The 15,312-nt window shown below is 32.4% G+C and carries 12 protein-coding genes; 2 read left to right on the top strand and 10 right to left on the bottom strand.

The window, feature by feature from the left end; genetic code table 11:
- Nucleotides 1-211: 211 nt before the first annotated feature.
- The 10 genes from psyc5s11_RS07705 to psyc5s11_RS07660 form a co-directional block, all read right to left on the bottom strand.
- Entirely contained in the window at nt 212-1,765 is a 1,554-nt protein-coding gene (locus psyc5s11_RS07705; RefSeq protein ID WP_224037030.1) for an ABC-F family ATP-binding cassette domain-containing protein, read from the bottom strand.
- A gap of 394 nt (nt 1,766-2,159) precedes the next feature.
- Entirely contained in the window at nt 2,160-2,435 is a 276-nt protein-coding gene (locus tag psyc5s11_RS07700) for a CD3324 family protein (protein ID WP_224037029.1), read from the bottom strand.
- A 274-nt stretch (nt 2,436-2,709) separates the two neighbouring features.
- Entirely contained in the window at nt 2,710-2,847 is a 138-nt protein-coding gene (locus psyc5s11_RS07695) for a hypothetical protein (RefSeq protein WP_224037028.1), read from the bottom strand.
- A gap of 437 nt (nt 2,848-3,284) precedes the next feature.
- On the bottom strand, nt 3,285-3,797 hold the full coding sequence (locus psyc5s11_RS07690; RefSeq protein WP_224037027.1) for a PTS sugar transporter subunit IIA: 513 nt from the start codon (nt 3,795-3,797) through the stop codon (nt 3,285-3,287).
- A gap of 105 nt (nt 3,798-3,902) precedes the next feature.
- A complete protein-coding gene (ilvD, locus tag psyc5s11_RS07685; RefSeq protein WP_224037026.1) occupies nt 3,903-5,618 on the bottom strand; it encodes a dihydroxy-acid dehydratase in 1,716 nt (571 codons plus the stop codon).
- A 20-nt stretch (nt 5,619-5,638) separates the two neighbouring features.
- Nucleotides 5,639-7,063 carry a 6-phospho-beta-glucosidase gene (ascB, locus tag psyc5s11_RS07680; protein ID WP_224037025.1) on the bottom strand — a complete coding sequence of 475 codons (1,425 nt, stop codon included), beginning with the start codon at nt 7,061-7,063 and terminating at the stop codon, nt 5,639-5,641.
- On the bottom strand, nt 7,056-8,483 hold the full coding sequence (ascF, locus tag psyc5s11_RS07675; RefSeq protein ID WP_224037024.1) for a PTS cellobiose/arbutin/salicin transporter subunit IIBC: 1,428 nt from the start codon (nt 8,481-8,483) through the stop codon (nt 7,056-7,058). Before ascF ends, ascB begins: the two co-directional genes overlap by 8 nt.
- Nucleotides 8,484-8,890: 407 nt before the next feature.
- Nucleotides 8,891-9,634 carry a MurR/RpiR family transcriptional regulator gene (locus psyc5s11_RS07670; RefSeq protein ID WP_224037023.1) on the bottom strand — a complete coding sequence of 248 codons (744 nt, stop codon included), beginning with the start codon at nt 9,632-9,634 and terminating at the stop codon, nt 8,891-8,893.
- A gap of 419 nt (nt 9,635-10,053) precedes the next feature.
- Complete coding sequence (locus psyc5s11_RS07665; protein WP_224037022.1) at nt 10,054-12,477, bottom strand: flavocytochrome c; 2,424 nt, start codon at nt 12,475-12,477, stop codon at nt 10,054-10,056.
- Between the two features lie 14 nt (nt 12,478-12,491).
- Nucleotides 12,492-13,091: an NADPH-dependent FMN reductase gene (locus psyc5s11_RS07660; RefSeq protein WP_224037021.1), complete on the bottom strand. Its 600-nt coding sequence runs from the start codon at nt 13,089-13,091 to the stop codon at nt 12,492-12,494.
- Nucleotides 13,092-13,263: 172 nt separating this feature from the next.
- On the opposite strand from psyc5s11_RS07660, the gene psyc5s11_RS07655 reads away from it, so the two are divergent.
- Together psyc5s11_RS07655 and psyc5s11_RS07650 are read left to right on the top strand one after the other, a co-directional pair.
- Complete coding sequence (locus psyc5s11_RS07655; RefSeq protein WP_224037020.1) at nt 13,264-14,208, top strand: LysR family transcriptional regulator; 945 nt, start codon at nt 13,264-13,266, stop codon at nt 14,206-14,208.
- Nucleotides 14,209-14,365: 157 nt separating this feature from the next.
- Nucleotides 14,366-15,304, top strand: coding sequence for an FAD:protein FMN transferase (locus psyc5s11_RS07650; protein ID WP_224037019.1), 939 nt, complete (start codon nt 14,366-14,368; stop codon nt 15,302-15,304).
- Nucleotides 15,305-15,312: the final 8 nt, after the last annotated feature.

The raw sequence follows: 15,312 nt of genomic DNA, 5'->3' as shown, positions 1-15,312 counted from the left end.
CTATGTTTCATTAACATTACATTTTTGTTATATTAATATAGATATAAATCCTTTCTCTAAATATTTGCAAATTAAAACAACCCATGAAAATCCAATATTTAGATTTTCGTGGGTTCCAAATGAGCATTATCAAATAATTCTTGTGGGAGATTTATTATTTCTTTATTCATTGCTACCTGCCTTCTATTATCAGAAAATCCTTAATGTGCTATTACTTATTGCAACACCTCCAATTTTCGCAAGTCCATACATCTGTTGCAATATCTTTATAAAACTCCGGTTCATGGCATACTAGAATTATGCTGCCTTCATATTCTTTTAAAGCACGCTTAAGTTCATTTTTAGCATAAATATCTAAGTGGTTTGTTGGTTCATCTAAAACTAATATATTGGTGGGTTCATTAATTAACTTACATAATCTAACTTTAGCTTGTTCTCCTCCACTTAATATATTAATAGGACTATCTATATGCTGCCTTGTTAATCCACATCTAGCAAGATCACGTCTTACTTCCGTTTGAGTTAAATTCGGAAAAGTGTTCCAAACATCATTTAAAACTGGAGTAGTATTATCTTCTGCAATCTCCTGTTCAAAATATCCTATCTTTTTATAACTGCTTAAAGTTATTTCACCATTTATAGGTTTTAATAATCCAAGTAAGCTTTTTAGAAGAGTTGTTTTTCCTAAACCATTAGCTCCAATTATTGCAATTTTTTGTCCTCTTTTCATTTTTAAATTTAGAGGTTTGCTTAAGGGATTGTTGTATCCAATAATTAAATTGCTCGCTTTAAAAATTATGCTTTCTGGCATTTTTACACTTTTAAAGTTAAAATGAGGTTTTATAATTTCTTTTTTGATTTCTATTTTTTCAATTTTATTAAGTTTTTTTTCTCTTGCTTTAGCTTGTTTTGAAGTTGCAGTTCTCACTTTATTTTTTCTTATATAATCTTCAAGCTTTGCAATTTCGTTTTGCTGTTCTTTATATTCAATTAACCTCTGTTGTTTTCGTATTTCATAAAGTTTAACAAAATAATCATAGTTTCCCCCATATCTTGTTAATGCTTTATGCTCAAGATGATAAACTACATTTACTACACTATTTAAAAAACTATTATCATGGGATATTAATATAAATGCACTTTCATAGTTTATCAAATAATTTTTAAGCCATTCAATATGTTCTTCATCTAGATGGTTAGTTGGCTCATCTAACAATAAAATATCTGGTTTTTGCAGCAGTAGTTTAGCAAGTAAAACTTTAGTTCTCTGACCTCCACTTAAAACTGAAACATCATTATCTAAAAGATCCTTCATTCCAAGACCAGCTGCGGTTGATTGTATTTTGGAATTAATACTGTAAAAATCACTTTTATTTAATATTTCCTGCATGGTAGCAATTTTATTTAGGTTTTTATTCATTTCCTCATCGTTCATATTGCCAAGCTTATTATATAAATCATTTATTTTATTTTCTATATTATATAAATTTAGAAATGCTTCTTTCAAAAAATTTAATGCAGTAATTCCTTCTTTTAAATCAACCTGTTGATCCATATACCCAATGCTAAATTTACTATTCCACTCAATAGTTCCTCCATCTGGCAAAATTTTATTTGTAATAATTTTCATAAAGGTTGATTTACCCTCACCGTTAGCACCAATAATACCAATATGTTCTGCTTTTAATAATCTAAAAGATACATTACTAAATAATATTCTATCTCCAAATGAATGGCTCATGTTTTCAATTTCTAGAATACTCATAAATTATCCCCTCCTTGTATCCTCATAAAGAATAATATCATTATGCAGTATGAAGACCAAGTTCATAAATAAATCTGTAATGTTTATAATCATACGAGATATTAGGCACAATCAAAAAAATAACAAGTTCATTTGCCAGCATATTTTCCATCATGCTGCGTCGGCAAATTGACCTAATAGCCTCGCTATGAGGTCAATTCATCTCCTTGCCTGATGAAAAATATTCATGGCAACTTTGGACTTGTTATTTATTTTCATGTGCCTTATTAAAACCATGTAGTATATATAATAATTTGAAAATATCAAAAGTGTCCTAGATACGAAGAACTATATAGAGATGAAATTTCAAGGCACATTTTTCACACTAACAACTGTGAAAAATGTGCCTTTTATATTAATCATAATTTCTTTGATTCCTGATTATTCTTCTAATACTGCTTTCTGTTAAGAAGTACTGCTTCGATAAGATTTTAACAATCACTCCAGAGGAATACTTATTAAAAATTTCTTTATCTCGTGCTTTAAGATATCTTTTAGTTTCAGTATTTTCTCCCCAGGATTTTTTGTTTTCATTTTTTCTAGGTATATAGATATATCCACCATCAGTATACTTTTGAATTATTTTAATTATACCATCAGGTAGTATATTTTGTGCTTTCTCATATTTCATAAATTCTTTGCTCCAATCTACATTTAGTTTATAAATGAAGATGCAGAGATTGACTAAAATATGAAAAACTTAATATTTATATATTGGCTCCAAACAAAAGTTTTTCATATCCTATAATCTTTGCATGGAGCTAACTACTATACATAAAGACATCGTAAATTCACTTCCTTTTTATTCTATTATACTGTTTCAGTAGCTGATGTCAATTTTAACTTATTTATTCTACTTAGGGGGTTTCAAAAAAATAACAAGCCATCTTCTGGTCTATTTTGCGCTATGCTTCATTGCCAGAACCCTTACATAGCCATGATGGATATATCATTTTAACATTTTTTTCATATTTATCTTCCTTACATTTTAATATTTTATCTAAGGCACCTGAAAGAAAATAATAGACCAAATATGCAAGCATACTATTCTATTATTTTTTTAATTGTGCCTAACGCTAATTATATCATCAACATAACGTATATTTAAAATTATTTTTACTAAGTACTGAAATCTTTTTAGAATCACCAACGTAGTAGGTGGTATTTAAAAATACAAAAAACACGAAAATCATAAGATTTTCGTGTTTTTCATGGTGGATGCGAAGCGTGACCTGTGAAATCCACCAATAAATTTCATCTAATTTTAGTCCAAAATATATTATGCAGAAGTATTACAAACATGTTTATTTTTCATTATCACTTCTGCTATATACTTTCATTTTCTTGTATTTGGGTCACATACCATATCAACTTCCATTGGCCTCGGCATAGTAAGTGAAGAATGCTTTAAAATATAACCATCCAAATATCCTGGATTACATATAAATATTTAATCTCCTCTAAATACAAGTCTACTTTCTTATAAAATTTTGATAAGCTTTTCTAATTTTTCTCTATGACCTTGTGCAAGTACTTCTATATCTCTATATTGATCAGAGTTTGTTACAACTATTGCTGTAGTAGTCACATATCCTGCCTTTTCAATATCAGATATAGAAAATGTCATCAGTGATTGCCCACATTTTATTTTTTCTCCAACTTTCACTAATGGATTAAAGCCTTTTCCATTCATTTTAACTGTATCCATTCCTATATGAATTAGTAGTTCTATTCCATCACAGCTTTTCAATGCAATTGCATGTTTTGTTTCTGTAATCAAAATAATTTCTCCATCAAAAGGTGCATATAATTTTCCATCGGTCGGCTTCATTCCACATCCTTTTCCAAGCATTTCTTCTGAAAATACACCATCATTAATTTCTTTCAAAGGAATTACTTCGCCTTCCATTGGTGCATAAATAAAGCCATTTTCCGTTTTTTTTATAATTGTTTCTTCTTGCTTTTTATTTATAAATTTTTCAAATATATTCATTTTATCACTCCTGGTATTTTATTCTTATCTAAAAAGGGAATCTAAAATAATATATTAATTTTTAGATTCCCATTTGTAAAAATACTTACATAATATATAGCTTAATTATTTCATATACCCGCCTAGCATTGGATCAACTGCATTTTTAGAATATATGCTTAGAACTCCCGATTTATATTTTTCTTCTTTCGGAACCCAGTTTTTTCTACGTTCTTCAAACTCTTTTTCAACTTCTTCTAGGCTGCATTTTTCTCCATTTATCCCTACAACCTGAAGCTTTCTAGACTGTATATCGATTTCTATCAAATCATTTTCATGAACTAATGCTATTGGGCCTCCTACTGCTGCTTCTGGTGATATATGACCTATTGCTGGACCTTTGGACGCTCCTGAAAACCTTCCATCTGTTAACAATGCAATACTTGCTGATAATTTTTCATCAGATGATATAGCTTCTGTTGTATAAAACATTTCAGGCATACCGCTTCCTTTTGGTCCTTCATATCTTATTATAACTGCGTCCCCTGGCTTAATAGTTTTTGTTAATATTGCATTTATAGCTTCTTCTTCACTGTCAAATGGTCTAGCTTTCAATATAGCCTTATGCATTTCTTTTGGAACTGCAGAATGTTTAACTACTGCTCCCTTTGGTGCTAGATTGCCTTTTAGTATAGCTATTGCTCCATTACTTCCTATTGGATTTGTATGTTTACGTATTATGTCTTCTCTTTTTAATCCGACCTTTTCTAAATACGCATTGCACTTTTCATAATAGCCATTTCCTTTTAAATCTTCTAAGTTTTCACCTAATGTTTTTCCTGTAACTGTTAAAACATCCAGATGTAAATAATCTTTTATTTCTTCCATTATTGCAGGAACTCCACCAGCATAGTAAAAATACTCTGCTGGCCATTTTCCTGTAGGTCTTATATCTAGCAAATATGGTATATTTCTGTGTATTTTATCAAACTCACTAACATCAAGGTACATTCCAAATTCATGTGCAATTGCTGGTATATGTAATAACGAATTAGTCGAACCTGAAATTGCTGCATGAACCATAATTGCATTTTCAAAAGATTTATAAGTTACTATATCTCTAGGTTTTAAATTTAATTCAGCCAGCTTAACAGCATGATGTCCTGCTTCCTTAGCTGCATCTTCTAAATCACTGCATGTTGCAATCATTAAAGCCGTCCCTGGAAGCATTAACCCTAATGCTTCAGCCATAACCTGCATTGTGGATGCAGTTCCCATGAATGAGCATGCACCGCAAGACGGACATGCATTATTCTTATAATATGTCAGTTTATCTTTTGTTATTTCTCCTCTTTGATACATGGCACTGTACATTCCGATTTGTTCTAGTGTAAGCAGATCAGGACCTGCTTCCATAACTCCTCCGGTTACAATTACAGATGGAATATTTACTCTACCTATTGCCATTAAATGAGAGGGAACCCCCTTATCACAGCTGGATATAAATACTCCTCCATCAAAAGGTGTTGCCTTTGCATGAATTTCAATCAATGATGCTAATATATCCCTTGATACTAAGGAATAATTTATACCATCATGACCTTGTGCCTGTCCATCACATATATCAGTTGCATAAAATCGAGAGCCTTTCCCGCCTGCTTCACTTATCCCATCCATAGCCTTATTTACAAACTTATCCAGATGCGCACTGCCTGGATGGCTGTCTCCAAAAGTACTTTCAATTATTATCTGTGTTTTAGATAAATCATCTGTGCTCCATCCCATACCTCTTCTTAAAGGATCCATTTCAGGAGCTATTTTTCTAATTTCTTGGCTAATCATACTCAACAATCCTCACTTTTTTATATTAAACATTCACCGTTTGATTCTATTACTTTTTTATACCAATAAAATGATTTTTTTCTTTTTCTCTCTAAAGTTCCAGTTCCATCATCTTGTTTATCCACATATATAAATCCATATCTTTTACTCATCTCTCCAGTTGATGCTGAAACTAAATCGATACATCCCCAAGATGTATATCCTAATAGTTCAACTCCATCTTCCATGGCTTCTTTCATTTCCATGATATGCTGTCTAAGATAATCAATTCTATAATCATCATTTATTGAGCCATCCTCTTCTATTGTATCTTTAGCACCAAGTCCATTTTCTACTATAAATAAAGGTTTTTCATATCTATCATATAGAGTATTCATAGTTATTCTAAGTCCTAGCGGATCAATGGCCCATCCCCATTCACTAACTTCTAAATAAGGATTTTTTATGGATTTAACAACATTAGCTTCAGTTTGATTTTCCATATTCTTAGATGCACATCTAGAAGAATAATAGCTAAAAGATATAAAATCTACTGTATTTTTTAATATATCTAAATCATTTTCTTCCATTGCAATACTAACTTCTTTTTCCGCAAATACCCTCTTTGAATATGATGGATACTTACCTCTAGCCTGTACGTCTATAAAAAATAAATTTTCTCTATCCTTTGCATGAGCCATCCATACATCTCTTGGATCACATGAATACGGATAAAAATCTCCTCCTGCCAGCATACATCCAACTTTATTTTCTGGATTTTGTTCATGAGCTATTTTAGTTGCTAATGCACTTGCTACTAACATATGATGCGCAGCCTGATACTTAACCTGCTCTTTGTTTTCACCTTCCTTGAAATATATACCTGCTCCCGAAAAAGGACTATGTATCAATATATTTATTTCATTAAATGTTAGCCAGTATTTAACTAAACCATCAAATTCTTTAAAGCAGCATCTTGCATATTTTTCAAAAGATGCTATCATTTCTCTGTTCTTCCATGATCCATATTTATTAACCAGTCCCATTGGAACATCAAAGTGACATAATGTTACTAATGGCTCTATATTATATTTTTTACATTCTAAAAATAAGTCTTTATAAAATTTAATTCCTGCTGCATTAGGTTTGCTATCATCTCCATTAGGGAATAGTCTTGTCCATGCGATTGAAGTTCTAAAAACCTTGAATCCCATTTCAGCCATCAGAGCAATATCTTCTTTATAATGATGATAAAAATCAATTGCCTCATGACTTGGATAAAATTCATTATCTTTCAAAGTCAAATCTTCTTCTAACCCTAATTTCACTTTCATTCTGTTTATTCCATGTGGTATAACATCTACGGTGCTTAAACCTTTTCCATCTTCTCTATAAGCACCTTCAGCCTGATTTGCTGCAATAGCTCCTCCCCACAGAAATTCTTCTGGGAAACTGTATTTACTCATTATCTGCCCCCATTATTTCAATATTATCTTCTGCTGGAATATCTTCAAATCCAAATATTAGAGTTAATACGAAAGATAATACAACTGCTAGTATCATTATTCCAATTATCCAAATAAGGCTTGATGGATTTTGTGGATCAAAAAACTGAACACTTGTGAACAAACCTGGTGCAGCCATAGATCTACTTGCTAATCCTGCTATCCCTGCTAAGCCACCACATACACCACCTGAAATTAATGATGCTATCATAGGCTTTTTAAATCTTAATGCTACTCCATACAGTGCTGGTTCTGTGATTCCTGCAATGATTGCAGAAGAAGCAGCTGCAATTGCAGTTTGTCTTAACTCTTTATTTTTAGTTTTGAAAGCAACAGCTAAAGCTGCTCCTCCTAATGAAAGGTTCGCACCTATTTCTGAAGGCATTACCATTCCTTCCATACCTGTTTCTGCTATAGTTGTCAATATAGTTGGAGTAAATACTCTATGCATGCCAGTCATAACAAGTAGTGGCCATAAAGCTCCCATTATTGCTACTGATACCCATCCTAATTTGCTGTGAACAAAATAAACTAAACCTGATATTGCTGTACCAATCCATACACCAAAAGGTCCTATCAATCCAATTGCTATTGGTGCTGCAATCAATACTATAATCGCTGGTTTTAAGAAATTTTTAGTTACTTCTGGTGTTATCTTATCTACAAATCTTTCAATATATGATAATATCCAAGTCATACAAAGTGCTGGTATTACAGTATATGTATACTTAACGGATGCAATAGGTATAAATGCTAAAGTTACATCCTTACCTTCTGATGCGCTTACCATTAGTTTCATAAAATCTGGATGTACCATAAGTCCTGCTATTGCAATAGCTAAATAAGTATTAGTTTTAAATTTCTTAGATGCTGATACTGCCACCATAATTGGAAGGAAATAAAATGCTGCATCTCCCATAGCATTCAGTAAGGTATATGTAGTACTATCTGATGGTAGTACTTTTAACATAGATAAAATCATTACTACTAACTTTACCATTGAACCACCAATAATTGCTGGTATCAATGGTGACATTGTACTTACTAATGCATCCAATATATTAGTTCCAACTTTTTTGATAGTTAGCTTTTCTTTTTTTATCCCTTTTGCAACGTCACTTTGATCTCCAAAGTTTCCTAATTTTAAGACTTCCTTATAAACATAAGATACATTATTTCCAATAATAACTTGATGTTGTCCACCTTGGTGCACATATCCCATTACTCCATTAATTTTTTTAATCTCTTCTACATTTACTTTTGAGTCATCCTTTAAACAAACTCTTAAACGAGTCATACAATGAGTTACACTCTCAATATTTGATATATCACCCAAATTTTTCGTAATCGTTTTCGCCATTAATGCATAATCCTTTGCCATTTTATTACCTCACTTATATTTATTATTTTCGAATAGCTATTGAATTTATCTTAATGTTAATTGAGAAAGCGGATTTTGTCACTATGTAAACGATCATAAAAAACATGTGTTTTTTTTAATAATTTGTTTTTATCAAAAAACAAAATGTTTTTTGCAATCGCAATGTGTTCCTGACACTTCATATATTGAAATAACTGTAATTAAACAAATAAAAAGTTAAGTATTTTCTACCTTAAGCGTACTTTTTAATGTTAAGACAAAGCTTTTTGCATAAACTATCAGATGGTCTCAAAATAATTTATTACTAGCCTATAAAAGAAAATAATTAAAATAAGCTTTATTAACTTGAATTAAAAACTTCAATGTTAATAAAGCTTTATGTAAAATACTTTTTCATACATAGCTATTTACTCAGTTTTGATACATTCCTCTTGACGGTTTTGTAATTTTCTCCCAATTCTCTCTATTATACTGATTATTGGAATTTGAGTGGTAATATCATATATTCCTACCTTAACATATGGTACATAATAGGGAATATTATAATCAGACATTTTCGCTATAGTGCAATTTTCAGTGTTAGTAATACTAACAATACAGCAATTATCTTTTTTAAATCTATTTATATGGCCTATAATATCTTTTGATTCTCCAGACACAGAACATACTATCACAACTGAATTTTCATAAAATTTACCTGTAGTCGGGTAATACGGATCATCAATGCATAAACTAAATTGTCCCACACTTGATAGATATCGTGCTCCATATCTTGCTACAATTCCTGACATGCTGCTTCCTATAAAAATTGTTCTCTTTGCTTTTAATATAGCTTTTACTATTTCCTCTATCTTTTCATCATATTCTTTAGTATTTGTTTTCTTAAAAAAATCAATTATCTCTGTATTATCTTCACTTACTTTTTTAATTTCTTTTTCTTCTATAAATAATTTAAATTTTAGTTTAAACTCTGAATAACCGCTACAATCTATTTTTTTGCAGAAATTTAATATAGTTGTAGTTGATACATGAGATTCAGTTGCTAATTCCCTTATTTTCATATATCGTACCTTATCTTTATTATCCATAATATAATTATAAACAGAAAGTTCTAAATCATTAAGACTTTTCATTTGCCTATAACTGAACATATAATACTTCCTTCCATTGGACTATTCCCTCTAAATTATATCAACTGATAACGTTTTTTTCAATCAATGTATATATTAAGTTTGAGTCAAGTAAAAGTTTTAAATAATTTTAATTATTTTGTTCTCCATTATTATACACCAACTCTTTATTATTGCTAATTCTAAATTATTATAAAATAAAAATGCCAACGAAAATCCAATGTTTTAGATTTTCATGTTTTCATGGTGGAGGTGAACCGTATCGTATCAAATGTATAATATCTATTGAAGGATAAGAGAAAGAGCCTATAACCGCATTTTTACTTATGCGTGTCATCGGCTCTTCGTCTTTGTATCTGGCTCCTTGACAGTTTATACATTCAGTTGTTTAGGCCAGAATGAGGAAGTGAAATTTCTTATTTTAATTATCTAAACATTAACTATTTCATTTCATCAATTGCAGTTTTACCAGCAATTCTTCCGAAGGTAAATATATCAGTTAATGCATTACCGCCAAGACGGTTACCTGCATGGATACCTCCAGCAACTTCTCCAGCAGCATAAAGATTTTTAATTGGTTTATCATTTTCGTCTAATACGTGGGTTTTAGTGTCTATCTTAAGTCCACCCATTGTATGATGAATTGCTGGCTTTCTAGGAGTAGCATAAAACGGTGCTTTTAAAACTTTTAAGCTAAATGTATCCTTATGGAATTCAGGATCAAAGCCTGCGTCAACATATGAATTATATTTATTAATAGTGTCTATAAGAATTGCAGGATCCATACCAACTTTTACTGCTAGCTCTTCTAGTGTATCTTCTCTAAATAGAGTCCCAGCTTCTACCTGACGGTCTAGCTTTTCTTGACTTGTATTAGCTGCGGTTTTCTTTATTTCATCATCAGCTATAAGGTAGAATAAACCACCCTGCTCAATAGCAGCTTTTGTTAAAACATCTCTTCCAGAGAATTCATTAATAAATCTTTTTCCTTCTTTATTTACTATTACAAAGTTTTCAGGAGGTACTTGAAGTCCACTGAATAGTTCACCAGTTTCAGGATCAGCTACAGGCATCATTTGAGTAAAGCCCATTCCTGTAAGTGCTGCTCCTACAGTTTTACCAAGCAATATTCCATCACCAGTCATAGCGTAGGAATTGGTTGTTCTTGTATCATCATCAATATTACTCCAGTAAGTGTTATATTCTTTTAGCATCTTTGTGTTTGCACCAAAACCACCACTTGCAAGTACTACTGCTTTTGCATGAACAGTTATCTTTTGGCCATTGACACCAGTTGCTATAACTCCTTTTATTTCACCATCTTCTATGATAAATTCTTTTACAGGGCTATCAGTAATGATTTTTCCTGAGTTATCTTGTACATATTTTGTTAGTGCAAGTATAAATGCTGTGCCATAGCTTTTGGTAGGCTTATGACCACGACGCCAAAGTGCACCAACAGGAGCAAATACTATGCTCTTATCATACTCAACCCCTATTCCCTCTAGCCATTTAACACTTTCTAAAGCTCTGTCTGTAAGTATCTTTACTAGGTCATATTGTCCGTATATGGTGTTGCCATTAAGGTCAGTTCTTTTACCACCAAAATATGTTTGCATTCTGTGAAGTAGTGTAGAGTCAAATAGATGTCCCTTTTGTGTGCCAAACTTTTCTTGGTAAGCAGAAAACTCTTTTCTAAGTGCACGGAAATCATCTATATATTCTGGATGAATTAAGCTCTCATCTGTATCTAATAGTGCTTCAATTGTATGTCTTTCTCCTGGATTTTCTTCAAACTGGATCTGCCACTCTGGATCTGCCGCATTGACAGGACCACCTGAACGTATGGTATTTCCGCCTACTGCTGGATATTTCTCAATAACAATAGCACTTGAACCATTCTGCAGCGCTGTTGCAGCTGCACTTAGTCCAGCACCACCTCCGCCTACAACTACTACATCGCAAGTATATTCTTCGTCTTCTTTGCTTAGGCTGCTAGCAGGTTTTGGACGTCTCTTAAGTATGTCAGGGTTAACTCCTGCAAGCTTAACTGCTTTGGCTACACCGTCTAGTACAGCATTACTAGTTTCGGAAGCACCAGAAAGAGCATCAACATTTAATGTCTGTCCTTCAATTATTTTATCTGGTATTCTTACAAAAACTACATCTGCAAGACCTTCTGTCTCGCCATCTTTATTTATATCTATACTTTCTATTCTGTTCTCACTAAAGGATACTTTCATCGGAAGACTTCCACTATGACCTATTGCACTTACCTCATATACTCCTGGTTTAAAGGTAAACTCTTCTTCTTCGTTAAGCTGATTTGAAATCTTTGCAAAACGCATAAAGCGTAGTAAGCATATTTCTAGGAAATCTATGGTTCTTTCATCGTTTAGATTACCTTGCTCATCAAATGCTTTATTTGCGCTTCCAAGTAAAAACTCATATCCTGGCATTACATTTGCATCAACACCTGGTGCATCTAAGATTTGACGAAGATGTAGCTGTGCACGAGAAGAACCTTGAGCATCAAGAGAAGCACCAAGGATCATCACTGGTTTGCCAGCAAGTGGATGAAGATCAAAGCTTAGCCATTCAATTAAGCTTTTAAGACTCGATGGGATTGAGTGATTATACTCTGGAGTAGCTATAATAACACCATCACTTGTTGTAATCTTATCATTGAACATCTGTATCACTTCACTTGAAGACTGATTATCAGATTGATTAAACATAGGAACATCTGTAATCTCAAGTATTTCTATTTCTGCCTTTGACTCAAAGTATTTTTTCATAAACTGAAGTAGTTTACGATTATATGATCTTTTTGCACTAGTTCCAACAATTGCTATAAATTTCATTGTTATTAATCCTCCTACTCTTGCCAAGTGAATTTTTTATCTTTTTTATTTAAAACTTTTTCTGCTAAAAGTTTTGATGTAATATCTGTAAATAGAAGAAACTCTCTGAAAATTTCATCAAGCTCTGATAGCTTATCTGAATAGATAAGATTTCCTGCGCTATCAAATGCACCCTGTGATTTTCCTAAAAGGAATTCACTGCTTGGCATGATTCTGGCAGCAAGCTCAGGTGAATCAAGTATTTGTCTAAGATGTGATTGTGCACGCGAAGAACCAAGTGTACCAAGAGAAGCCCCCACTATTAAAACAGGCTGGTCAGTAAGTGCTTGACTAGTGTAACTAATCCATTCAAGAGCACTCTTTAAAACCGCAGGTATGGCATGATCATACTCTGGAGTTGCTATTATTACTCCATCTGCTTTAAGAATTTTATCAGATAATTCTGCTACCTTTTCAGGAATATCAGAATCCTCTGGTTCATTAAAGGCAGGTAAATCCTTAATTTCATATAGTTCTATCTCTGCCCCACTCGAAAAATGCTTTTGCATAAATTGAAGTAGCATACGATTAGTTGACACATCTGAGTTCGTGCCTATAATTGCCAAATATTTCATAGTAATCCCCTTTCTGTATTTCAAAATTTCATAATTTTAGTGATTTCTTGTTATAATTTTAACATATTAAGTATATTATATCTAATAGTTATTTATTGAAGTTTGATAACATATTTGTTATAATCAAACACAATAATAAATAAGTAAATTATTTCAAAAAAGGATGAATTAAATGTCAAAATACTACTCTCAAGATATTTTGTATTATATTGATGCCATTTTAAAGTATAGTAATTATGGCAAGGCTGCCAAATCACTTTATATTTCTCAACCTTACTTGACACAGGTTATTAAAAGGATAGAAAGTCAGTTAAACTGTGAGCTTATAAGTCGTAGCAAGCTGCCATATCGATTAACCGAGCAGGGGAAGATATATTATCAGTATTTAACTTCAATGGAAAACAATCATGCTAAGCTGCTTAGGCAAATATCAGCTGTGTCAGATATAGATAGCAAGGTTATAAAGATAGGAGTGCTTCCTAGCCTTGGAACCTACCTTTTACCTCTTTTTTTACCAAAGTTTTTGGATATGCATCCAAACTGTAGAATAGAGCTTTCAGAGACTTTACCAGAAAAAAATGAGAAACTCACTCAGAATGGTGAATTGGATTTTTGGATTGGACAAAATTCAAGAAATATTTCTCCGAACTTAAACTCGATTACTTGGGGCAGACACAGATACCGTGCTGTTATTCCTCGCTGCTGTGATTTATATCAGAAAGACGTCGCCATTATTCCAGAAGGAACTATCGACATAAACAAGTTATTGTGTCAAAAGCTGATACTAACTTCCAAGGGTTCTGCTATAAGAAAGCAGATAGATCAGTTATTAAGCGTTTATAAGGTGGAACCAAAAATCATAATGGAAAGCACCGAAATCAATACTGTACATAAACTTGCAACGAGTAATTTGGGACTGACCTTTATACCAGAAAGCATCTATGTAAAGGAGTGTCCATCTGAATACAATATATATCAAATTCCAATTGATGAGCTGAATTTAGATTATTTTATAGCATATCACAGTGAAAGAAAACTAACTGGTATTGATAAAGACCTTATAGATGCATTTCTAATTCATGGGCAAAATAATTTTAAGGCACATGAAATAAAATAGCAAGTCCAAAGCTGGCATGAATATTTTTCATCAGGCAAGAAGACAAAGTGACATCATAGCGGGCCTATTATGGCATTTTGTCGCCGCAGGATGATGGAAAATATGCTGCCAGATGGACTTGTTATTTTGTTGATTGTGCGTAATATAGGAGAGCAAAATGAGTGAGTATACGAAGATAATATATCTTATGGGAACAAAAATCTCTCTATATATAAAGGGAGAGGCTGCTGAAAAGCTTGCAGAAAAGGCTTGCGATATGCTGATTTATTATGAAGAAGTATTTAGTGCCAACAGTGATAACTCACAGCTTGCGATGCTTAAAAAAACAGCTTCATTGGCTCCGCAAGAAGTGGATGAGGAACTGTATGAACTGATAAAAATAGGAAAAAAACATAGTCTATGTGAGAATACATATTTAAATATTGCAATAGGGCCATTAATAAAATTATGGAGAATAGGTTTTAAAGAGGCACATGTACCAGAGAAAGAAGCTATAGCACCGGTACTGGAACTTTTAAAGCCTGAAAATATACAACTAGATGATGAAAAAAAGACCGTGTATTTCTTAAAAAAAGGCATTGAGATAGATCTTGGAGCCATAGCTAAGGGCTATTTTGCTGATAAAGTTATGGACTTCTTTAAGGAAAATGGCGCTGTTTCAGCTATGGTAGATATGGGAGGTAATGTTCTTGTTTTTGGAGAATCACCATCAAAGGTTAGTGACTGGAATGTGGGAATACAAAATCCGTTTCTACCAAGAGGAAATGCGGTGGCAGTTGTCACAATAAAAGATCAATCCGTTGTAACCTCAGGAATATATGAAAGAATGTTCGAAAAGGATGGAACTAAATACCACCATATATTTGACAGCAAAACAGGCTACCCAATAGAAAGTAATATAGCTTCTTTAACCATTATTGCTGATAAATCCCTGGACTGCGATATATATACTACAAAATTGTTTGGATTAGATGCTGCTTCAATTATTCATAGAGTTAATCGAATTAAGGGTATGGGTGCTGTTGTAATAACTCTGGATGGAAAACTAGCCTATACAGATAATCTTATGGGAAGAATATCTCCATTAACAATGTAATATTCCAA

The organism is Clostridium gelidum (assembly GCF_019977655.1).
Taxonomy (GTDB): Bacteria; Bacillota; Clostridia; order Clostridiales; family Clostridiaceae; genus Clostridium; species Clostridium gelidum.
This window is presented reverse-complemented; position numbering and strand designations above follow the sequence as displayed.